The following is a 21,607-nucleotide window of genomic DNA, read 5'->3' as shown; positions in this document are numbered from 1 at the left end:
ATAGCAGCCACGGCGGCATGAAACAGTGTCCGCCGACGCCTGATGACGAAGGCGCTATACTGCCCGCCATGCGTCTCGACTACTACGTTGCCCACGCCACCGGGCTCACCCGCAAACAAGTCAAAACCCTGATCCGCTCCGGCGCCATTCAGGTGTTCGACGGTGCCGGCGGCGAGCTGCCCGCCAAACCGGAGCGGCGTCTGCAAACGGATATGCGGGTGCTCTGGGAAGGGCGGCCGCTGAGACTGGAAGGGCATCGTTATTTGATGCTGCACAAGCCGGTGGGCGTGGTCTGTTCCACCGACGACCCGGGCCACCGCACCGTTCTGGATCTGCTGCCCGGTGACCAGCGCGCCGGGTTGCATGCCGCTGGCCGGCTGGATCTGGACACCACCGGACTGGTGTTGCTCACCAGTGATGGCCACTGGTCCCACCGCATCACCTCGCCACAACACCATTGCAACAAGCGTTATCGGGTCACCACCGCCGAACCAGTGACCCGGACTCAGGTTGATGCGCTGTCGGCGGGCGTGGTGTTGCGCGATGATCCCCGCCCCACCCGGCAGGCACACGTGGAGGTGGTGGATGCTCTGTGTTTGCGCCTGACCATCAGTGAGGGGCGTTATCACCAGGTCAAACGGATGCTGGCGGCGGTGGGTAACCGCGTGGTGGCATTGCATCGGGAGGCGGTCGGCGACGTGGTACTGGACCCGGCTCTGGCGCCGGGAGAGTGGCGCCCGCTCACCGAAGCGGAACAGAAGCGGCTGGGCCCGCCGGGTTGAGCACGGTGCCAGCCGGGTTCGTCGGATCGGACGACGAGGGCGGGCCGCGACAAGGTTAGATTGGAGATCGGGTTCATGCCCGTCGCGCGCCGTAGCCGCGGGCCTCCGGGACCGCGGGTGCGGCGCGCAGCTTATTCGAGAGCCTGCCGTACCGGGGGGTTGATTGGCCGCCCGCCATCGTTGATCACCGCCGCAATTGCGCCCCATCCACCATCCGCGCCGCTGTCAGTGGGGCGCCTGTGTTCCCAAGGGGCGCAACAGAGGCCGGGGACGGGTTTGGGTTTCCCGTGGTAACGGCGCATAGTGCAAGGGGAGTCCGGGTTACGGTTGCCATCGATGGGGCGGCCTGGACCGCCACTTGTCATTTTCGGACACGGTTGAGCACAGGTGTATGCTTGAGGTTATGAACAGGACGCTACACAACGACCCCGCACTGGCCAGTGATCGTTCGCCGATCCCGGTTAACTATGTGCGTAATCTGGTGGAGCTGGCCCGCGAAGCCGGGCTCGACCCGTCCCGTTTATTGGCGCACGCCGGCTTGTCGGAGCCTCAGGTGTACAGTGCCGAGCCGGCGTTGAGATTCGATCAGTTCCGCCGTGTCATGGCCAGCGCCCGGGAGCTGTCCGGCGATCCCGCCATCGCTCTGAGCCTGGGGCAGCAGCTTACCGTTACCGCTCATGGCCTGCTGGGCTACGCCGCCATCAGCAGCCGTGACCTGGGGGATGCGCTGCAATTGTTGGAGCGCTATTTCCGCACGCGTACCCGCCTGTGTCTGCCGCGTCTCGACGTGGAAGAGCCCTGGGTGCGTTTCGCCCTGATGGAAAGCTACGACCTGGGTGAGATTCGCCGCCCCTATCTGGAAGTGGTCACCGCCGCGCTGGTGGCCGGACTGCGTTATTTGCTTGGCGATCGTTTTCACGGTGCGGTTCTGACCCTGCCCTATGCGTCGCCGGACTACGCCGCGCGGTATCAGGAGCTGCTGGGCATGACCGTTCGCTTCGGCGCCGATACCGCCGTGCTCAGTTTTCCGGCGGCCCTGTTGAGGGAGGCTCTGCCGATGGCGGACGCGTCCTCCCGGCAGATGGCCGCCCAGCGGTGCGAGGAGGAACTGCAACGGCTGGAAGCGGATCAGGACTGGGCCTCGCGGGTGCGCGCCCGTCTGATGCAGGCGGAAGGTGCCTTGCCGAGCCTCGAGCAACTGGCCACCGGGTTCCACCTGACCTCACGGACCCTGCGCCGCTATCTCGCCGCGCTGGGCGTCAGCTACCGCTATCTGCTGGAAGAAGTACGCATGGCCCGCGCGGTACGTTATCTCCAGGCCAACCTCACCGTGCAGCAAGTGGCACAGAAGCTGGGTTACGCCGAACCCAGTAACTTCACCCGGGCTTTCCGCCGCTGGACCGGCCGTCCGCCCAGCGACTATCTGGGCAATCTGTAAGAGTCTGTTTGCGCCATCGCCCCGATCACCAGCCAAGATGTAACAGACCGCGACAGACTTCACTCCAGACGCTGGAAACCGGCACAATCAATGCCCTCTTTCGGGCCTTAGAGCCTGTTCATGATCTTTACGCCACCGCGCCGGAGTTCCCGCGGTCCGTTTTTGCTTGGTTTTTTATAGACAGGTTTGGGAGACAGCCATGTTCGATATCACTAACAAACGCGTTCTTATCACCGGCGCTTCCAGCGGCTTTGGCGCCCGTTTCGCCGAAGTGCTGGCCGAGTACGGTGCCGATCTGGTGCTGGCGGCACGGCGGGTGGACAAACTCGAAGCCACCGCGGAAAAAGTCCGCGCCCTGGGGCGTGACGCCCGGGTGGTGGAAATGGACGTGTCCGATCACGCCAATGTGGCACGGGCTTTCGAGAACATGCCGGCCCTGGACGTGGTGGTGAACAACGCCGGGATCACCCGGGAAGGCGCCACCGACACCCTCTCCGAGGAAGACTGGAACGCGGTGGTGGACACCAACCTCAACGGCGTCTGGGCGGTGAGCAAGTTCGCCATCCAGCAATGGCGCCGGGACGAGCGCCCCGGCAACATAATCAATATCGCTTCCATCCTCGGCTTGCGGGTGGGCGCCATGCTGTCACCGTACACCGTGTCCAAGGCCGGCGTGGTGCAGCTGACCAAATCCATCGCTCTGGATTACGCCCGCTACAACATTCGCTGCAACGCCATCTGCCCGGGTTACATTGAAACCGACATCAACCGGGAGTTTTTCCAGGGCCCCCATGGTGGCAAGCTGATCAAACGCATCCCCTACCATCGCCTGGGCCAGATCGACGAGCTGGCCGGTCCGTTGCTGCTGCTCGCCTCCGACGCCTCTTCCTACATGAGCGGCGCGGCGATTCCGGTGGACGGCGGCCACCTTTGTAATACGCTTTGATGTCCTGTTATCCGCGCCCGGCTTGCCGCCGGTATTGTTCCGGGGTAGTGCCGGCCAGACGCCGGAACATGGCGATGAACGCGGACGGGTTGCTGTAGCCCAGATCATAGGCGATGGCGTGGACGCTGTGTTCTTGCTCCAGGGCCTCCAGCGCCAGCAGGTAACGCAACCGCTGGCGCCACTCCCCCAGCGGCATGCCCAATTCCCGGTGACACAGGCGGGCCAGGGTGCGTTCGGTCATGTTGGCCTGCCGTGCCCATTGCACCTGGGTGCGATTATCCGCGGGGTTGTCCCGCAGCGCCTCCAGGACCCTGCCGAGCACCGGGTGATCCGTGTAGGGGAGGAAGTAGGGGACCCCCTGAGCACTGAGGCTGAGCTGGTCCAGCATCACCCGCGCGAGCCGCTGATCGCTCTCGTGCTCCGGCTCGTGCACGCCGCGCCGGGCGAAATCCACCAGGATGGCCTTGAGGATGTCGGTGATCGCCACCGTGCAGGCCTGGGTCGGCAGATCCCCGCACAGCGTCGAGTCGATATACACCGAGCGGTAGATCACGGCATTCGGGTTGTAACTGCCATGGGCCGCGCCGGGCGGAATCCATACGGCATACTGAGGCGGCGACAAAAACCGCTTTCCCTCCACCCGCAAATGCATGATGCCCTGGGTGGTGTAGTTGAGCTGGCCCCAGTCATGGCGGTGCTCCAGCGACTCACTGCCGGCCGGGAACTCGTCGTAGCGGAAGTACACCGGCGACGGCAGCGTGGTGAAATCCGGCAGTGGCAGATAATGGGGCGCTGTCATGTCCGAAATCCCCTGTGGGTTGTCTGGATAGGAGTATAAGGCTTATTTCAGACAGCGCCATAATGGCGCCTCGAAAAAGGGAGGCCCCTGGTATGGCGTATTTGCTTCCGTTGGCGGCGGTACTGATCTGGTCCGGCAACAATGTGGTCAACAAGTTGGCGGTGGGCGTGCTGTTCCCGGCGGAAATCGGCTTTTATCGCTGGGTGCTGGCGGGGGCATTGCTGACGCCGCTGATGGCGCCGCGACTGTGGCGGTACCGTCATCAGGTGAAACCGCTGATTCCCCGTATCATCGTGCTCGGTTTGCTGGGCATGGCGGTGTACCAGACCCTGGCCTACTATGCCGCCACCCTCACCAGCGCCACCAACATGGGCATCATCCTGTCGCTGATGCCCTTGATGGCATTGGGTTTATCCACGGTATTGCTGGGCCTGCCCCTGACTCTGGGGGCACTGGTGGGCGCGGTGATCTCTCTGGGCGGCGTGGTGCTGGTGGTCTCTTCCGGTGACTTCGCCACTCTGGTTGCCCGGGGCATTAACCAGGGTGATGCCCTGATGGTGCTGGCGACCTTCGCTTACGCGGTCTATGGCGTGTTACTGAAACGCTGGCAGCCGCCCTTGCCGGCCATGCTGCTGCTGTACCTGCAGGTGCTGGTGGCGCTGGTGGCGCTGTTCCCGCTGCTGTTGCTGTCACCCCAACAGGGAGCCAGTGTCGAGGCCGTGCCGCTGGTGATCTATGCCGGGGTACTGGCCTCCATGGTGGCGCCCTTGTTGTGGATGCAGGGGATCGCCCGGCTCGATCCCAGCCGCATGAGCCTGTTCTTCAATCTGATGCCTCTGCTCACCGCGGTGATCGCTTCAGTATTGTTGCGCGAACAGCTGACCTGGGCGCATCTGATCGGCGGCGGGCTGACCCTGGCCGGCGTGATCCTGGCGGAAACCTGGCGGCGGCCGTTGCGCCGCGCCGCCGGCGTCAGCCTTCCTGGTTCCGCCGATAGCTGAGCGCCTCGCTCAGGTGAGCGCGGTCCACCCGGTCCGCGCCCGCCAGATCGGCAATGGTGCGGGCCACCCGCAAGCTGCGGTGCAGCGCGCGGGCGGACAGGCCAAGCCGTTCCATGGTCTCGATCAGCCAGGCGCGGTGCGGCGCCAGTATCGCTTCCAGCGTGTCGGCGGGCAGGTCCCGGTTGAGCCGGCCCTGGCGTTGCTGCTGCCGCTGGCGGGCGGCGATCACTCGCTGGCGTACCCGTTCACTGCTCTCTCCGGGCTGCCCTTGCAGCAGTTCCGCCGCCGGCAGCGGCGGCAGGTCCAGGTGCAGATCAATGCGATCCAGCAGCGGCCCGGACAGGCGCGCCTGATAGCGGCGGGCCTTTTCACAGCGGTAGCCACAGCCGCGTTCGGGATCGCCAAGATAGCCGCAGGGGCAGGGGTTCATCGCCGCCACTAGCTGGAAGCGGGCAGGGAACGTCAGTTGCTGGGCGGTGCGGGCGATGTGCACCTCGCCGGTCTCCAGCGGTTCCCGCAAGACTTCCAGCACGCGCCGTTCGAATTCCGGCAACTCATCAAGGAACAGCACGCCATGATGGGCCAGGGAAATTTCCCCCGGCCGTGGGCGGCTGCCGCCGCCCACCAGGGCAATGGCGGAGGTGGTGTGATGGGGGCTGCGGTAGGGGCGTTGCAGAAAGTGCTCCGCCGGCCGGCTGGCGCGCAGCGAGTAAACGGCCGCCACTTCCAGAGCCTGGGCCTGGTCCAGTGGCGGCAGCAGGCCCGGCAGCCGTGACGCCAGCAGACTTTTACCGGCCCCTGGAGGGCCGCACAGTAGCAGGGAATGGCCGCCGGCGGCGGCGATTTCCAGCACGCGTTTGCCGCTGATCTGACCCCGTACATCGGCCAGGCAGGGATGATGCGGGGCCGATTGACGGTCGATGTCCGGGGCGGGGTGGCAAGGCAAGGGCGTGGCGCCGCGCAGATGGGCGCAGAGATCATTGAGGCTGGTCACCGCCAGGGTACGGGCGCCAGCCAGCGCCGCCTCGTCGGCATTCTCCGCCGGCACCACCAGGGTATGGCCGGCGTCGGCGCAGGCCAGCGCGGCGGGCAACAGCGCCGGCACCGGATTGAGACGGCCGGACAGCGCCAGCTCGCCAATGAATTCGTGGCCATTGATGTCCACCCGTCCCAACTGGCCGCTGGCCAGCAGGATGCCCAGGGCGATGGGCAAGTCGAAACGGCCGCCGTCCTTGGGCAGGTCCGCCGGTGCCAGATTGACGGTGATGCGCCGTTGCGGAAATTCGAAGCCGCTGGTGACCAGCGCCGAGCGGACCCGGTCGCGGCTCTCCCGGACCGCGGTATCCGGCAGGCCGACAATGGTGAAACCGGGCAATCCCGGCGCCAGATGGGTTTCCACCGTTACCGGAACGGCATCGATGCCCCGGCTGGCGCGGCTGAGCAGGCTGGTAATGTTCATGCCATCGAGGGTAGGGCAACGGGCCCGGAAAGACTGTCAGCCAGGGTGGTGACGGTGAGTGCGATATTGTCGTCGGCGCGCGTAGGAAAAAGGCCCGGAGCGAGTCAGTGCTGGTCCGCCCAGGCCTGGATCAGTGACAGTGCCTTGTGCGCCGCCGGCGACAGGGTGCGGTTGGCCAGGCGCGCCACCGCCAGTTCCACTTCCTGATGACTGTCCTGAATGTTCAGCCGTACCAGCCGCCCCGCCGCCACCTGGGCGCGGCAGACCGAGGGCGTGGCGCTGAGCACGGCATCGGTCCGGGTCACCACCTCGCGCAGGGTCACCAGATCGTTGCATTCGAGGCTGAGTGCCAGGGCTTCTCCGGGAGACTGGCCCAGCCTCCGTTTCAGACGGTTGCGGGCGGTTTCCGGCAACGGCACGGACACCAGTGGATAGTCGCCGAGATCGCGCGTGGCCACCGCTCTTCCATCCGCCAGGGGGTGCCCCCGGCGCACATACCAGCCGGCGGCCTCCTTCGACAGGGGCTGGCTTTCCAGGGCGGAGTCGTGGGGCACGGTGCGCCGTTCCACCACGGCGAAATCCAGTTCCTCCGTTTCCACTTTACGCAGCAGGGTGGCCCAGTCGTTCACTTCCACTTTGATTTGCAAATGCGGGTATTCGCTCATCAGGGTGCCGAGCACGTCCGGCAGCAGAATGGCGGAAGGGTAGGAGCCGGCGCCGAAGCGGACCTCGCCCATCTCGTGATTGCGGATCAGGGCGGCGTCCCGGCGCAGACCGCGGGCTTCGAACAACACCCGCCGGGCACGATTGATCAGTTGCTGGCCGGCGGCGGTGGGGACCACGCCCTGGGGAGTGCGGTCGAACAGGCGGATACCCAGCTCGTGTTCCAGGTTCTGGATGCCACGGGTCAGGGCGGGTTGGCTCAGGTGGGTGCGTTCCGCGGCTTTGACGAAGGAGCGCTCCTCGGCCAGGGCCACCAGTTGTTCCAGCCGGCGCAGATTCATGAATGCGATAAATGCATTGATTTAATGAATGTTATGCATTTGTAACATTGCGGGCGCCGGCGTACAACAGGGCGCACCCCTGCCCAGCCCGGAGAATCCCATGTGTGATCAATCCAAGCCTGCCCAGCCCGCTACCATTGCCTGCAATCATGGTTGGCGGGATCGCCTGCCATTCGAGGACAGAACCGATTTCGAAAATGCCCGGCGTGGTTTTATCGCCACTTTCGATGGCGACGAGGTGCGTCGGGAGGATGGCCGGGTGGTATGGGATTTCCGCGCCTATGATTTCCAGGAAAGCGAGGAAGCGCCGGATACGGTAAACCCCAGCCTGTGGCGGCTGGCGCGTCTGAATAACCACACCGGCCTGTTCCAGGTGTGCGAGCGCATCTACCAGGTGCGTGGTTTCGATCTTTCCAACATGAACATCATCGAAGGCGACAGCGGCTTGATCATCATGGATCCGCTGGTCAGCGCCGAGGTCGCCAAGGCGGGACTGGAACTGTATTACCAGCACCGTCCGCAACGCCCGGTGGTGGCGGTGATTTACACCCATAGCCATGTGGATCATTTCGGTGGCGTGAAAGGGGTGATCAGCGAAGAGGAGGTGCGCTCCGGCAAGGTGCGGGTGTACGCCCCGGAAGGGTTCATGGAAGAGACGGTCAGCGAAAACGTCTACGCCGGCCCGGCCATGCGCCGCCGTGCGCAGTACATGTATGGCGGCTTGCTGCCGAAGGGGCCGCGCGGTCAGGTGGACGCGGGTCTGGGCAAGGGCACGTCCCGGGGCACCGTGACCCTGATCGCGCCCACCGATGAAATCAGCGAGGCGTTTGAAACCCACACCATTGACGGTGTGGAAATCGAATTCCAACTGACCCCGGGCACCGAAGCCCCGGCCGAAATGAACCTGTATTTTCCGCAATGGCGGGCACTGTGCGTGGCCGAGAACGCCTGCCAGTGCATGCACAACATTCTCACCATCCGTGGCGCGCTGGTCCGTGATCCGCGCATCTGGTCCTACTATCTTGGCCAGACCCTGGCCCGCTACGGGGAGCGCAGTGATGTGCTGTTCGCCCAGCACCATTGGCCCACCTGGGGCGCGGACAATATCCGTGAGTACCTGGCCGATCAGCGGGATATGTACGCTTTCCTCAACGACGAAACCCTGCGCCTGCTTAACCACGGGCTGACGCCGATGGACATCGCCGAGCACATCAAGAGCCTGCCGCAACCGTTGGCGCAACGCTGGCATGCCCGTGATTATTACGGCTCGGTGAGTCATAACGTGCGCGCTGTTTACCAGCGCTACATGGGGTTCTACGACGCCAATCCGGCGCACCTGAATCCGCTGCCGCCAGTGGCAAGCGCCCGCCGTACCATCGAGTGGATGGGCGGTGCCGAAGCGGTATTGGAAAAAGCCAGAGCAGAGTTCGAGCGCGGTGAATATCGCTGGGTGGCGGAGATCGTCAACCAGGTGGTGTTCGCCGATCCGGACAACGCCGCCGCCCGGGAATTGCAGGCCGATACCCTGGAGCAACTGGGTTATCAGTGCGAGAACACCACCTGGCGCAACGCCTACCTCACCGGTGCCCAGGAGCTGCGCAAGGGCGTCAAGCGGGTGCCGGGCGGGCAGGCGCCGGATCTGGTGCGGGCGCTGACTCCGGCGTTTTTCTTTTCCTTGCTGGCGATCCGGCTGGACAGCGAAAAGGCCGCGTCACAACCGATGACGCTGAATTGGCACTTCCCGGATCTGGACCAGGACTTCGCCTTGACCGTGCGCAATGGCGTGCTCACCTATCTGGAAGGGCACCGTCATGATAACGCTGACGCCAGCGTCACCATGGGCAAGGCCGACCTGGATCAGGTCGGTCTGGGTAAACTGACATTGCCGCAGTGCATGCAGGACGGTCGGCTGGCGGTGGCCGGGGATCAGGCCAAGGTGGCGGCTCTGTTCGGCATGCTCGATCAGTTCCAGTCTTCCTTCAACATCGTTACCCCGGCGACGCTGGGGTAACCGCTATTGCTGATCTGATTGCGCGGCGCGCTCCAGCGCCGCCACCTGCTTTTCCAGCGCTTCCAGCTTCTCGCGGGTGCGTTCCAGCACCCGCTGTTGCACATCGAATTCCTCCCGGCTGATCAGATCCAGCCGCGCCAGCGCTTCGCCCAGCACTGCCCTTATACTGTGCTCCACATCGTCGCGCAGCTGCCCCGGATCTCCGGGCAGGCGCCGCTGAATGTCGGCCATTAGTCGGTCGATAAAGGGTTGGCTTTGCATGGCCGTAGGCTCCACTATGCGTTCAGTCGGCGTGATGGTATCACTCCAGGTCGGGGTTGTGCGGCACTGACTGCCGTGCCCCAAAATGGAACGCGCTCCAAGTCGGTGCACTATTATACCGCAGCGGAGTTGGAGCGTGGCCCGCGTCGGCGATGTAACCCTTTGAGAAAGCGTGACTTTTTAAAACTGGCATGGGTCGTGCACAAGATGGGTCAGAGCGTTCGCGCAAGTGGATGGATCGGGAACCAAAGAGGGGCCTGAAACGAAACGGACGTTACCGGACGCGTTAAGAGCGTTGAGGAGATAGCAATGAAACTGGTTACAGCCATTATCAAGCCGTTCAAATTGGATGATGTGCGTGAAGCACTGTCCGAGATCGGCGTTCAGGGCATCACCGTTACCGAGGTCAAGGGTTTCGGTCGCCAAAAGGGGCACACCGAGCTCTATCGTGGTGCGGAATACGTCGTCGACTTCCTCCCCAAGGTGAAGATCGAAGTGGCCATTGCCGATGGCAGCCTGGATCAGGTGATCGAAGCAGTCACCAAGGCCGCCAACACCGGCAAGATCGGTGACGGCAAGATCTTCGTCACCAATCTGGAGCAGGCCATTCGCATTCGTACCGGTGAAACCGGTGAGGATGCCATTTAAGAAGTTTTAGAACGTGTGCTGAATCGACCCATGCCAAGGCTTTTGGACACGTTTTTATTTCTCGGAGGGTTGCAACGTGGAAAACCAAATCTTTGAATTGCAGTACGCCATCGACACTTTTTATTTCGTGATCTGCGGCGCACTGGTGATGTGGATGGCCGCGGGCTTCGCCATGCTGGAGGCGGGCCTGGTACGCGCCAAGAACACCACTGAAATTCTGACCAAGAACGTGGCGCTGTTCGCCATCGCCTGCACCATGTACATGGTGTGCGGCTACGCCATCATGTACGACGGTGGCATCTTCCTGAAAGGCATCACCGACTTCGATCTGGCCGGTGTGTTGTCCGCTTCCGCGGAGAACGGCTTTGACGGTGATTCCGTTTACTCCGGCGCGTCCGACTTCTTCTTCCAGGTGGTGTTCGTGGCCACCGCCATGTCCATCGTTTCCGGTGCCGTGGCTGAGCGGATGAAGTTGTGGGCGTTCCTGCTGTTCGCCGTGGTCATGACCGGTGTTATCTATCCGCTGGAAGGATCCTGGACCTGGGGCGGTGCCGACGTCTTCGGTATGTACAATCTGGGCGACCTGGGCTTCTCCGACTTCGCTGGTTCCGGCATCGTGCACATGGCCGGCGCCGCCGCCGCCCTGGCCGGGGTGCTGCTGCTCGGTCCGCGTAAAGGCAAGTACGGCGCCAACGGTCAGATCAACGCGATCCCCGGTGCCAATCTGCCGCTGGCGACCCTGGGGACCTTCATCCTGTGGATGGGCTGGTTCGGCTTCAACGGCGGTTCCGTACTGAAACTGGGTGACGCCGCCAACGCGCACTCCGTGGCCGTGGTGTTCATGAACACCAACGCCGCCGCCGCCGGTGGCGCCATCGCCGCCCTGATCGTGGCCCGTATCCTGTTCGGCAAGTCCGACCTGACCATGTTGCTCAACGGTGCCCTGGCCGGTCTGGTGGCGATCACCGCCGAGCCGTCCACGCCGACACCGCTGTTGGCGACCCTGTTTGGTGCGCTCGGTGGTGTGCTGGTGGTGTTCAGCATCGTCACCCTGGACAAGCTGAAAATCGACGACCCGGTGGGCGCCATCTCGGTGCACGGCGTGGTGGGTCTGTTGGGCCTGCTGCTGGTGCCGGTGACCAACAGTGACTCGTCCTTCTCCGGCCAGATCATCGGCGCCCTGACCATCTTCATCTGGGTGTTCGTGGCCAGTCTGATCGTCTGGGGTATCCTCAAAGCGGTCATGGGGGTTCGTGTCACCGAGGAAGAAGAGTACGAAGGCATGGATCTGGTGGACTGCGGTATGGAAGCGTACCCGGAGTTCGTCAAAAGCTGATCGATCACCTTCCGGATGAAAAAGGGCGCCCATGGGCGCCCTTTTTTTATGACCACCATCCTGTTGTCTTATGTCATCCGTTTGACCAGAGACAACGGCAGCACCTTCATGGCAAAACCCAGCGGTGCCCAGGGCCAGCGTGGTACGTAGGCTTTGGCCGGTTCTTTTTCGATGGCTTCCACTAGTTGCCGGCAGCCGGTTTCCAGATCGACGATAAACGGCGCGTTTTTCACCTGGGCATTGATGTCGGTGCGGATGTAGCCGGGATAGATCGTGCTCACCTTGATCGGCTTGCCGAGCATCTCCATGCGCAGGCCCTCGGCCAATGCGGCCACGCCGGCCTTGGTGGCGGAGTAGGTATTGATGTTTTTACGCAGGCCGCGCAAGGCACTCATGGAAGACACCACCACCAGATGGCCGCTGTTCTGTTCGCGGAAGATTTCCATGGCCGCCTCGCACTGAGCCAGGGCGGCGACGAAGTTGGTCTCGGCGGTCTGGCGATTGGCGTGGAAATGACCGGTGCCCAGCGGTTGTCCCTTACCGATGCCAGCGTTGACGATGATCCGGTCCAACTGACCCAGCTCCGCCTTGAAGGCGCGGAATACGTCAAAGACCTGCTCGTAGTCGTTCACGTCCAGTGGCCGGATCGCCACGGTGATGGTCGGGTGTGCCTGTTCCAGCTCGTTTTTCAGGGCTTCCAGTTTATCCAGGCGTCGGGCGCAGAGAGCCAGGTCGCGGCCCATGGCGGCGAAACGCCGGGCCATGCCCATGCCCAGTCCGGAACTGGCGCCGGTAATCAGAATGGTTTTGCGGTGCGGCATTGGGAGTCCTTATACGCCTGATGTGCCGGTGGTGGCTTGCGAAATCGCTGTAGCCCTCTGTGGGAAGCTGCTTCAGCAGCGAATCGCCTGCAAGTGACACTGCGATTGCGGAGCAGCGAATGAGGATGGTGCCGCTAACCGGGGCGGCCCGCCAGTCCCGACGGGCCTTTCGTCAGGATCAGCGATAAGTAAGCAGCTCGCCGCGCAGATGCAGGTGTTCGTTGAGCGTGGCCAGGCGCAGGCGGCCGGCGTTGACCAATAGACGGGTGACGCTGGTGTTGACCAGGCCGCGATTGAAGGTGATCAAGGCGTCGTCGGCCAGTTCAAGCAGGTGCTGTATGGCCACGCTGATGGCGCCGCCGGAGGTGAACACCAAAGCGGAATCGCCGCGCTCCAGGCCATTGGCCAGGCTGTAAAGCGACGCCAGAACCCGCTCACGGAATGCCGGCCAGGTTTCCTGGTAGTCGTCTTCGTTGCGCTGCCAGCGTTGCAGGGCCTCCTCGAAGCGGGCCTGGAAGGCGCGTCGGGGATTGGGCTGCTCGGCCAGCCAGGCGGACAGCGCCTGATGATCGGCGGACTCCGGCCAGTGCACATGGAGCAGGCTCTTATGGTCGTACTCGTCGAAACCATGATCGGTCTGCCATTCCTTCGGCAGGGCCATTTGTTCCAGTGTCGCTTCGGCGGTTTCCCGATGCCGGCGCAACGAACCGCATACCGCCTGGGGGGCACCCAGGTCCTGCTCACTCAGATGGCGGCCGAGGATCCGGCTCTGCTCCCAGCCGGTGTCGGACAGGGCGTCATAGTTCTCCGCGCCAAAGCTTGCCTGGCCGTGGCGGATCAGATAAATCACAGGCATTGCGTACTCTCCCGGAGTCCGCTGGCGCCGGTGCCAGCGAACGCAGCAACCATTGACCTCATGCTAGGTATCGGTTTTCAATAAATCTAATGAATATTTGAAATAATTCCGGATAAGACTCATGCATGTTTCGCGCTTCGATCTGAACCTGTTCGTGGTCTTCGATGCTATTTACACGGAAGGGTCCCTGACCCGGGCGGCGCGGGTACTCAACCTCACCCAGCCGGCGGTGAGTCACGCCCTGGCGCGATTGCGGGAGCGTCTGGAGGACCCGCTGTTCGTGCGGCAGGGGGCGCGGATGGTGCCCACCAGCCGGGCCCGGGCCATGGTGACGCCGGTGCGTCATGCGCTGGGGGGCTTGCAGCGTTGCCTCAGTCATGAAGGGGGCTTCGATCTTGGTGAGGCGGAGCGCACTTTCGTGCTCGGGTTGCGGGATGGTCTGGAAGGATGCCTGTTGCCGCCGCTGATCTCCGCTTTGGTGGACGAGGCCCCGGGCATACGCCTGCAGTCGATGACGGTGCCGCGCCGGCAACTGGCCACGGAGCTGGCCAGTGGCCGCCTCGATCTGGCCACCGATATTCTGCTGCCGTTACCGGAGTCGGTGCAGCACCGGCGGGTCATGCAGGGGCCCTTGGTGGTGCTGATGCGCGAAGGTCATCCGCTGGCCGGGAATCTCGACCTGCCCGCCTATCTGGCCGCCCAGCACGTGCTGGTGTCGTCCCGCCGCGAGGGCCCGGGGATGGAGGATTTCGGGTTGTCCCGGCTGGGCTACCGGCGCCACATCCGGCTACGCTGCCAGCATCACCAGGCCGCGTTGTCCACGGTGATGGGATCCGATCTGCTGCTGACCTTGCCGGAACTGCTGGCCCGCCGCCTGGCGCCGAAAGGGGCGCACACCGAGTTCCTGCCGGTGGACATTCCCGGGCTGGAGTTACATCTGTACTGGCACCGGGATCAAAGCGCCGACCCCGGCCATAGCTGGTTGCGACAGAAGGTCATGGCGGTTATGGAACAGTTGTCCACTCATTCTTAATGCGGTGCTTACTGTTCCTCCTTTGTTCGTATTGTGTGACCTATATCCCACTTGTACCTTTTTAGCTCCCCGCTGTCGCGGGGTAGCCAAAAATGAAGGGGGACTCGACCATGTGGCACGTCAACTGGCCCCTGGTACGACGACGAGTGCTGCTCATCGTCATTCTGGGGGTCGTGGCCTGGGCCGTAGCGGTACAAGTGGGTGGCTGATTCCGGGTTGTGACCACTCAGAAAAAGGAGCCTTTGGCTCCTTTTTTTATGACCGCCGGTCATCCACCTTGCCGCCAGGCGGTGTCCGGTGACCGGCCTTCGTCGGGCAGTTCCAGCCGTTGTGCCAGGGCGGGGTTGGCCGCCACGGTGACATCCCGCGGTCCCACCACTTCGCCACAATCGGCGCAGGTGAGCTGAGCCTGGAAACGGTGTCCGTGACCGCGATGAATATGCTGCAGCGGGGCGCCATGGTCATCGGACAGCCAGCGGTCGCCCCATTGCACCAGGTGAATGATCGCCGGGTGCAGTTCCAGCCCCATGGCGGTAAGGCGATACTCTTCCCGCAGGGGGCGTTCCTGGTAAGCCCGCTTTTCCAATACACCAGCCGCCACCAGCTTGCGCAGCCGGTCGCTGAGCACATGCCGGGTGACGCCCAGCCGTTCCTGGAAGCGCTCGAACCGGCGCACACCAAGAAAACAATCCCGCAATATCAACAACGTCCAGCGGTCGCCGATCACCGCCAGGGTGCGGGCCATGGAGCAGGGCTCCTGATCCAGATCTTGCCAGCGCATAAATTTCTCCCTAATGGCCCGTAGTATAGGGGTTTGACAGGTTCTGAAAAAGAATGGACTATTGAGTTCCTTTTTGGAACCTTCAATGTCGATGGTCGGTGCCGTTATGTTGATCGTGGTGCATGCGTTGATCGCGGTGCGATGGGCCGGCCGTGGCGCAATTGGGAGAGAGTAATGAGTAAACCCGCGATGCTGGTGGTGGGGGCCGGTGATGCTACCGGCGGTGCCATCGCCCGGCGCTTCGCCCGCGAGGGTTATGTGGCCTGTGTCAGCCGCCGCAAGAAGGAATCCCTGGCGGATCTGGTGGCACGGATCGAAGCGGAGGGCGGAGAGGCCCGCGCCTTTGGCTCCGACGCCCGTGATGAAGAGCAGGCGGTGGCCCTGGTGGATACCATCGAACAGGAGGTGGGACCTCTGGAGGTATTGGTGTTCAACATTGGCGCCAACGTCAACTTCCCGATCCGTGACACCACCGCCCGGGTCTACCGCAAGGTCTGGGAGATGGCGGCGTTCGCCGGTTTCCTGGCCGGGCGTGAGGCGGCGCGGGTGATGGTGCCCCGAGGGCGCGGGACCATCATCTTTACCGGTGCCACCGCGTCGCTGCGCGGTGGTCGAGGCTTCTCCGCTTTTGCCGGCGCCAAGTTCGCGCTGCGCGCGCTGGCCCAAAGCATGGCGCGGGAGCTGGGACCGGAGGGCATCCATGTGGCGCACAGCATCATCGATGGCGCCATCGATACCGCCTTTATCCGTGACAACTTTCCCCAGCGTTACGCGCTCAAGGAGCAGGACGGCATCCTCAATCCGGAGCACATCGCCGACGCCTACTGGACACTGCATCAACAGCCCCGCGATACCTGGACCCATGAGCTGGATCTGAGACCCTGGATGGAGACCTTTTGAGATGAGCAAAACCGTGGAATTCTTCTTCGACGTGGGCAGCCCCACCACCTATCTGGCCTGGACCCAATTACCCGGAATCGCCGAACGTCATGGCGCCGAACTGGTGTACCGCCCGATGTTGCTTGGCGGGGTATTCAAGGCCACCGGTAACGTCTCCCCGGCGGCGGTTCCGCTCAAGGGCCTGTACACCCGAAAGGATATGCAGCGCTATGCCCGGCGTTATGGTGTGCCCCTCAAGCAGAACCCGCATTTCCCGGTGAATACGCTGAATTGCATGCGCCTGCTCTCCGCCGCCTTGAACACGCCGCAATGGGACACCATGCTGCGCGCACTGTTCGAAGGGATGTGGCTGCGGGAACGCAAACTGGATGAGCTGGACGTGCTCGGCGCGACCCTCCGGGAAGCTGGTCTTGATCCAGAGGAATGGGCGGCCCGGGCCCAGCAGCCGGAAGTTAAGGACGCGCTGAAAAAGACCACGGAAGAAGCCGTGTCCCGCGGCATCTTCGGCGCCCCGACCATGTTTGTCGGCGATGAAATGTTCTTCGGTCAGGACCGGCTGGATTGGGTGGAAGAAGAGCTAAGTAAAAATTAACAGTTAACAGTGAATAGTTAACAGAAAAACAGAGTCTGCTTATTCGCAAATACAGCTTGCGGATAAGCAGTTTGTCCGATTTTGATGCTATTCACTATTCACTATTCACTATTCACTATTCACTATTCACTGCTTCTCAGCGCTATATGAAACGCAATCTGGCCGATGACGCCGGCACTGGCGAGGACCACCGCGGCGGCCAGGGCCGGGTCGTCGCCGAGCACCGCCAGTGCCGAGCAGAGTGCGCCGATGGCCATTTGGGTAAAGCCGTACAGGCCGGAGGCGGAACCGGTGACGCTGGGCATCACGCTGATCGCTTCGGTGAGCGTGGCCGGCGCGGCGATACCGAGGCCGGTGGCGAATACAAACAGGGACAGCAACAAGACGGTCAGTGACAGATGCTCGCTGAGCACGGCACCGAGAAACACGAACGCCGCCAGCACACTGACCTGATTGGCGCGCATCAGCACCGTGCGCATGGGGAACCGCGCCAGCAGACGGCTGGCGAACACATTGCCCATGGACATGCCGGACACCAACAGAGCCAGATATAGCCCCACGTGTTCCGCCGGCACCTGCAACTGGTCCACGAACACAAACGGCGCCGCGCTGATAAACGCGTAGACTGACGTGGTGGCGCAGCCGCCGCCGAGGGCGAAGCCCAGGAACGCCGGTGAGCGCAGCAGCGCTTGATAATCCCGGACCAGGGTTTTGACGTTGCCGCCGCCACTGTCGCGCGGTCGGGTCTCCGGCAGCAGCCGCCAGGTGAACAGCACGTTGGCCACGCCCAGTCCCACCAGCAGATAGAAAATCCAGCGCCAGCCCAATTCGTTGGCCAGCAGCCCGCCGAGAATCGGGGCGATGCCCGGGCCCAGGGTTACCATCAGATTCATCATCGCCAGCCGTTGCGCCGCCTCCCGGGGCGCGGTGGTGTCGCGGACGATGGCCCGCGCCAGCGTCAGGCCGGCGCAACCGCCCAGGGCCTGAAACAGACGCGCGGCGATCAGCGCCTTGGCTTCCGGGGCCAGGGCCGCGGCCAGTCCGGCCAGGGTGTACAGGCCCAGGCCCACCATCAGCACCGGCCGGCGGCCGAAGTGGTCGGACAGCGGCCCATAGACCAGCTGCCCCACGGCGAGGCCGAGAATATAAAGGCTGACGGTCATCTGCATGGCGCTGGCGGAGGCATTGAGGTCGTCGCCAGCCAAAGCCAGGGCCGGCACGAAGATGTGCATCGCCAGGGTGCCGCTGAAGGTCAGTAGCGCCAGCCCCCAGAGCGGGGCGCTGGCGCCCGGTGTCGGGCGGGAATCGGTCATTGCTTCCGTGATTCGACGCCCCTGGAGAAGCCTTCTTCCCGGGGGCGCCGTGGTTGAGCCGTGGCGTGATCAGGCGCCGATGGCGGCGCTCATGAATGGCGGCAGGGTCAGGGCACCACGATGGATGGCGTCGCTGTAATAGCGGGTGTCGAAGTCCTTGCCGGCGGCGTCCGCCTCGCGGAAGGCGCCTACGTCACAGCCTTTGCCGGCCAGAGTGCAGCTCCACCAGCCGCTGGGATAGACCGGCTGAGGGAACGGCAGGGTCTGGGTGTGATCAAAGCCAGCCTCGCGCATGTTCACGTGCAGGTCGCGAATGATGGTGTCGCTGTGCAGCAGCGGTGATTCCGACTGCTGTACCAACACCCCGCCATCGGCGAGCACGCGGTGGCAGTGACGGAAGAATTCCGCCTTGAACAGCCCTTCCGCGGGGCCCACCGGATCGGTGGAATCGACGACGATGACATCGAACTGGCCGGGCTCGCAGTCCTGCATGAATTTGACACCGTCCTCGAAGCGCAACTCGGCGCGAGGGTCGTCGTTGGACTCGCACAATTCCGGGAAGTACTTCTCGGAGAAGCGGGTGACCTGTTCGTCGATGTCGATCTGCACCGCTTTTTCCACACCGCCATGGCGCAGTACCTCGCGCAAGGTGCCGCAATCGCCGCCGCCGATGATCAAGACCCGGCGCGGTGCCGCGTGCGCGAACAGGGCCGGGTGCGCCATCATTTCGTGGTAGAGGAAGTTGTCGCGGCTGCTCAGCATGGTGGCGCCGTCGATGGTCATCAGATAGCCGAAGGTGTCGGTTTCCCACATTTCGATGTGCTGGTAGGGGGTTTGCACCGCTTCCAGCTTTTGTTTGAGCCGCAGGCCGAAGGCCACGCCGGCGGAGTCGAAATGCTCGATGAACCAATTGCCGTCTTGGGCACTCATAGGACTCTTCCCGCTGATGGATGGTGGAGAAAAACAGTAAATGGGAACGGCGCCGATTGTACTGGCCCTCGGCCCTCGCGCCTACGGGAAATCATTCAATCGCTGCCAGGGTGGCTTCCCGCGGGGGGCGCGAAGCCGCTGCCCGCCAAATCACACCCAAGCAAGGATTTGCCACCCCTCCATGATGGCCCATAATTGGGGCTGCCCTCATCCTCTACACCAAGGATCACCAGCCTATGAGCACCACCCCGGAACGCCCCTTTGACGCCATCTACAATGTGGATCGCTGGGGGGATGGCTATTTCCGCATCGATGACCGGGGACGCCTGTGCGTGCGGCCGCAGGGCGATGAAGGCGCGGAAGCACCGTTGGAAACGGTGCTGGAGGCCTGCCGGCAGGCCGGGTTGCGGCCTCCGGTGCTGGCCCGGTTTTCCGGCATTCTCAAGGACCGGGTGCGGCGTTTGTCCGGCGCCTTCGCGGCCGCCATCGAGGATCTGCAATACCGGGGAGAGTACACGCCGGTATATCCAATCAAGGTGAACCAGCAGCGCCGGGTGGTGCATGAGATCATCCGCGCCCGTGAAGACGGCGACCGGGTCGGCCTGGAAGCCGGCTCCAAGCCCGAGCTGCTGGCGGTGCTGGCGCTGTCCAATCCCGGTGACACGGTGGTCTGCAACGGCTACAAGGATCGTGAATATCTGCGCCTGGCGCTGATGGGTCAGACCCTGGGATTCAAAGTGCATATCGTGGTGGAAAAGCTCTCGGAGCTGCCGCTGTTGCTGGAAGAGGCGGACCGGATCGGGGTGGAGCCGATCATTGGCCTGCGCGTGCGACTGATGAACATCGGCAAGGGCAACTGGCAGAACACCGGGGGGGAGAAATCCAAATTCGGTCTGAGCGCGCCGCAACTGATCGAGGCGGTGGCGCACTGCCGGGACGCCGGCAAGCTGTCCTGTGTGCGCATGCTCCATTTTCACCTGGGTTCACAGGTGGCCAACATCCAGGACATCAAGGCCGGCATGCGCGAGGCGGCCCGCTACTACGTGGAACTGCGTGGCCTGGGCGCGCCGGTGGATACCGTGGACGTGGGCGGCGGCCTCGGCGTGGACTACGAAGGCACGCACTCGCGCTCCTACTGCTCGATGAACTATGGCGTGGCCGATTACGCCTGGCACATCGTCCATACCCTGGCCGAACAGTGCGCCACCCATAACTTGCCTCACCCCGATGTGATTTCAGAGTCCGGCCGCGCGCTCACCGCCCATCACGCGGTGCTGTTGCTCAATATTACCGACGAGGAGCGCCAGACTCTGGCGGAGGTGGCCCCGCCCGGTGCCGACGACAGTGTGGAATTGCATGAGTTGTGGCGGTTGAACGGGCAACTGGAACGCGGCGAGGGCAACCTGCTGGAGCTGTATCCGGAACTGATGGGCGCTTGGCAGGATCTGCAGCTGCGTTACCTTAACGGGGACCTCGGCATCGTCGAACGTGCCCGCGCCGAGCAGTTGTACGTGAATGCACTGCTGCGCTTGCGCCAGCGCCTGGATCCGCGCCGCCGGCAGCAGCGGGAGTTGCTGGATCAGCTCAATGAACGTCTGGCGGACAAGTTGTTCGTGAACTTCTCCGTGTTTCAGTCGGTACCGGACGTTTGGGGTATCGATCAGGTGTTTCCGGTGCTGCCTTTGTCCGGGCTCGATCAGCCGGCCACCCGCCGGGGTGTCTTGCAGGACATCACCTGCGACTCGGATGGCCGTATTGATCAGTATGTGGATGGTGAGGGCGTGGAAAGCAGCCTGCCGCTGCCGGAGACCCTGAATGGCCATCTTGGTATCTTCATGGTTGGCGCTTATCAGGAGATTCTTGGTGACATGCACAACCTCTTCGGTGACACCGATTCGGTGGACGTCACTGTCACGGAGAATGGCGATATTGAACTGGCCCACGCGATTCAGGGGGACACCGTCAGTACCGTGCTGCGCTACGTTAATTTCGATCCGCAACGGTTGCTGGAAACTCTGGAAAACCGGTGCCGGGACGCCCATCTGGACGAATCACGCCGGCAGGCATTTCTGAACGACATTCGCGACGGCCTGGCTGGCTACACCTATCTGGAATAACCGATTCCGCAGACTGGAAAGGAGATCAGTGCATGGATGAACAGGAACGTCAGCGCTATCAGGCGGTGCTGGAGCGGCTCGACCGATTCAGCACCTGGACCGACTCCAGTATCGGTATTCCCTTCACCCGTTTTCGTATTGGCCTGGAAGCCATTATCGGCCTGATTCCTGGTATCGGCGATGTGGTGGGTTTGCTTCTGTCCGGCTACGTGCTGCTGCAAGCGCAGAAAGTGGGGGCCAGCGGCAAGGTCAAACGGCGCATGGTGCGCAACATCCTGGTGGACTTTATCGGTGGCCTGCTGCCGGTGGTGGGCGATGCCTTCGACGCGGTGTTCAAAGCGAATACGCGCAATACCCGATTGCTGCGTGAGTACCTTTACGAGCAGTTGGAAGAAGAACCGAAGCAACGGTTTCCCTGGTGGCCTTTCATTGGGCTGTGCGTGTTGTTTGCGGTAATCACCGCTGTGGTGATGTGGATTTGGTAAAGGGACGGTGACGTGGTTTTTACATCTTTCACACCGGCATAGGGGTTTGGATGTAGTAGGTTAAGTAAGGCATCAAGGACTTTTTTTGGCTTGC

General features: G+C 63.0%; 21 protein-coding genes. 12 read left to right on the top strand and 9 right to left on the bottom strand.

Annotated features, from left to right (window positions below; translation table 11 throughout):
• Window positions 1-17: 17 nt before the first annotated feature.
• From RYH70_RS19615 to RYH70_RS19605, 3 genes are all read left to right on the top strand, one after another.
• Window positions 18-782: a pseudouridine synthase gene (locus RYH70_RS19615; RefSeq protein ID WP_199466626.1), complete on the top strand. Its 765-nt coding sequence runs from the start codon at window positions 18-20 to the stop codon at window positions 780-782.
• Window positions 783-1,185: 403 nt separating this feature from the next.
• A complete protein-coding gene (locus RYH70_RS19610; protein WP_080531709.1) occupies window positions 1,186-2,220 on the top strand; it encodes an AraC family transcriptional regulator in 1,035 nt (344 codons plus the stop codon).
• 199 nt (window positions 2,221-2,419) lie between these two features.
• A complete protein-coding gene (locus RYH70_RS19605; RefSeq protein ID WP_022994770.1) occupies window positions 2,420-3,166 on the top strand; it encodes an SDR family NAD(P)-dependent oxidoreductase in 747 nt (248 codons plus the stop codon).
• A gap of 7 nt (window positions 3,167-3,173) precedes the next feature.
• Here RYH70_RS19605 and RYH70_RS19600 read toward each other — a convergent pair whose 3' ends face one another.
• Window positions 3,174-3,965, bottom strand: a complete 792-nt coding sequence (locus tag RYH70_RS19600; RefSeq protein WP_022994771.1) for an AraC family transcriptional regulator — start codon at window positions 3,963-3,965, stop codon at window positions 3,174-3,176.
• A gap of 92 nt (window positions 3,966-4,057) precedes the next feature.
• Between RYH70_RS19600 and RYH70_RS19595 the strand changes: the two genes are divergently transcribed.
• Complete coding sequence (locus tag RYH70_RS19595) at window positions 4,058-4,966, top strand: DMT family transporter (RefSeq protein WP_022994772.1); 909 nt, start codon at window positions 4,058-4,060, stop codon at window positions 4,964-4,966.
• Here RYH70_RS19595 and RYH70_RS19590 read toward each other — a convergent pair.
• Together RYH70_RS19590 and RYH70_RS19585 are read right to left on the bottom strand one after the other, a co-directional pair.
• Window positions 4,938-6,425 carry a YifB family Mg chelatase-like AAA ATPase gene (locus RYH70_RS19590; protein WP_317009552.1) on the bottom strand — a complete coding sequence of 496 codons (1,488 nt, stop codon included), beginning with the start codon at window positions 6,423-6,425 and terminating at the stop codon, window positions 4,938-4,940. The genes RYH70_RS19595 and RYH70_RS19590 overlap by 29 nt on opposite strands.
• A gap of 104 nt (window positions 6,426-6,529) precedes the next feature.
• Window positions 6,530-7,429 (bottom strand): LysR family transcriptional regulator, encoded by a 900-nt coding sequence (locus RYH70_RS19585; protein WP_063141139.1) that lies wholly within the window; start codon window positions 7,427-7,429, stop codon window positions 6,530-6,532.
• 100 nt (window positions 7,430-7,529) lie between these two features.
• Here RYH70_RS19585 and RYH70_RS19580 point away from each other — a divergent pair, with 100 nt between their 5' ends.
• Window positions 7,530-9,440, top strand: coding sequence for an alkyl/aryl-sulfatase (locus RYH70_RS19580; RefSeq protein ID WP_063141137.1), 1,911 nt, complete (start codon window positions 7,530-7,532; stop codon window positions 9,438-9,440).
• Between the two features lie 3 nt (window positions 9,441-9,443).
• Here the strand turns inward: RYH70_RS19580 and RYH70_RS19575 are convergent, their stop codons facing one another.
• Complete coding sequence (locus tag RYH70_RS19575; RefSeq protein ID WP_080531707.1) at window positions 9,444-9,701, bottom strand: accessory factor UbiK family protein; 258 nt, start codon at window positions 9,699-9,701, stop codon at window positions 9,444-9,446.
• A 309-nt stretch (window positions 9,702-10,010) separates the two neighbouring features.
• Here RYH70_RS19575 and glnK point away from each other — a divergent pair, with 309 nt between their 5' ends.
• Together glnK and RYH70_RS19565 are read left to right on the top strand one after the other, a co-directional pair.
• Window positions 10,011-10,349, top strand: coding sequence for a P-II family nitrogen regulator (glnK, locus tag RYH70_RS19570; RefSeq protein WP_014996495.1), 339 nt, complete (start codon window positions 10,011-10,013; stop codon window positions 10,347-10,349).
• Between the two features lie 76 nt (window positions 10,350-10,425).
• On the top strand, window positions 10,426-11,685 hold the full coding sequence (locus tag RYH70_RS19565) for an ammonium transporter (protein WP_063141133.1): 1,260 nt from the start codon (window positions 10,426-10,428) through the stop codon (window positions 11,683-11,685).
• A gap of 68 nt (window positions 11,686-11,753) precedes the next feature.
• Here the strand turns inward: RYH70_RS19565 and RYH70_RS19560 are convergent, their stop codons facing one another.
• Together RYH70_RS19560 and RYH70_RS19555 are read right to left on the bottom strand one after the other, a co-directional pair.
• The gene (locus RYH70_RS19560) at window positions 11,754-12,506 is read right to left on the bottom strand and encodes an SDR family oxidoreductase (RefSeq protein WP_063141131.1); all 753 of its coding nucleotides are present in this window, start codon (window positions 12,504-12,506) and stop codon (window positions 11,754-11,756) included.
• 178 nt (window positions 12,507-12,684) lie between these two features.
• Complete coding sequence (locus tag RYH70_RS19555; protein WP_026948306.1) at window positions 12,685-13,362, bottom strand: histidine phosphatase family protein; 678 nt, start codon at window positions 13,360-13,362, stop codon at window positions 12,685-12,687.
• Between the two features lie 121 nt (window positions 13,363-13,483).
• Between RYH70_RS19555 and RYH70_RS19550 the strand changes: the two genes are divergently transcribed.
• Window positions 13,484-14,395, top strand: a complete 912-nt coding sequence (locus RYH70_RS19550) for a LysR family transcriptional regulator (protein ID WP_022995124.1) — start codon at window positions 13,484-13,486, stop codon at window positions 14,393-14,395.
• Between the two features lie 268 nt (window positions 14,396-14,663).
• Here RYH70_RS19550 and RYH70_RS19545 read toward each other — a convergent pair whose 3' ends face one another.
• Entirely contained in the window at window positions 14,664-15,176 is a 513-nt protein-coding gene (locus tag RYH70_RS19545; RefSeq protein WP_026948305.1) for a winged helix-turn-helix transcriptional regulator, read from the bottom strand.
• A 174-nt stretch (window positions 15,177-15,350) separates the two neighbouring features.
• On the opposite strand from RYH70_RS19545, the gene RYH70_RS19540 reads away from it, so the two are divergent.
• Together RYH70_RS19540 and RYH70_RS19535 are read left to right on the top strand one after the other, a co-directional pair.
• The gene (locus tag RYH70_RS19540; protein WP_026948304.1) at window positions 15,351-16,076 is read left to right on the top strand and encodes an SDR family oxidoreductase; all 726 of its coding nucleotides are present in this window, start codon (window positions 15,351-15,353) and stop codon (window positions 16,074-16,076) included.
• A 1-nt stretch (window position 16,077) separates the two neighbouring features.
• Window positions 16,078-16,668, top strand: a complete 591-nt coding sequence (locus tag RYH70_RS19535; RefSeq protein ID WP_317009551.1) for a 2-hydroxychromene-2-carboxylate isomerase — start codon at window positions 16,078-16,080, stop codon at window positions 16,666-16,668.
• A gap of 122 nt (window positions 16,669-16,790) precedes the next feature.
• Here the strand turns inward: RYH70_RS19535 and RYH70_RS19530 are convergent, their stop codons facing one another.
• Together RYH70_RS19530 and speE are read right to left on the bottom strand one after the other, a co-directional pair.
• Window positions 16,791-17,981, bottom strand: a complete 1,191-nt coding sequence (locus tag RYH70_RS19530) for a multidrug effflux MFS transporter (RefSeq protein ID WP_022995129.1) — start codon at window positions 17,979-17,981, stop codon at window positions 16,791-16,793.
• A 69-nt stretch (window positions 17,982-18,050) separates the two neighbouring features.
• Entirely contained in the window at window positions 18,051-18,911 is an 861-nt protein-coding gene (speE, locus tag RYH70_RS19525) for a polyamine aminopropyltransferase (protein WP_317009550.1), read from the bottom strand.
• 236 nt (window positions 18,912-19,147) lie between these two features.
• Here speE and speA point away from each other — a divergent pair, with 236 nt between their 5' ends.
• Window positions 19,148-21,028 carry a biosynthetic arginine decarboxylase gene (gene speA / locus RYH70_RS19520; protein WP_317009549.1) on the top strand — a complete coding sequence of 627 codons (1,881 nt, stop codon included), beginning with the start codon at window positions 19,148-19,150 and terminating at the stop codon, window positions 21,026-21,028.
• Between the two features lie 32 nt (window positions 21,029-21,060).
• Window positions 21,061-21,513 carry a DUF4112 domain-containing protein gene (locus RYH70_RS19515; protein ID WP_163127995.1) on the top strand — a complete coding sequence of 151 codons (453 nt, stop codon included), beginning with the start codon at window positions 21,061-21,063 and terminating at the stop codon, window positions 21,511-21,513.
• The last annotated feature ends 94 nt before the right edge of the window (window positions 21,514-21,607 follow it).

It is taken from the genome of Alloalcanivorax xenomutans (assembly GCF_032810065.1).
In the GTDB taxonomy this organism is placed as follows: Bacteria; Pseudomonadota; Gammaproteobacteria; order Pseudomonadales; family Alcanivoracaceae; genus Alloalcanivorax; species Alloalcanivorax xenomutans.
This window is presented reverse-complemented; position numbering and strand designations above follow the sequence as displayed.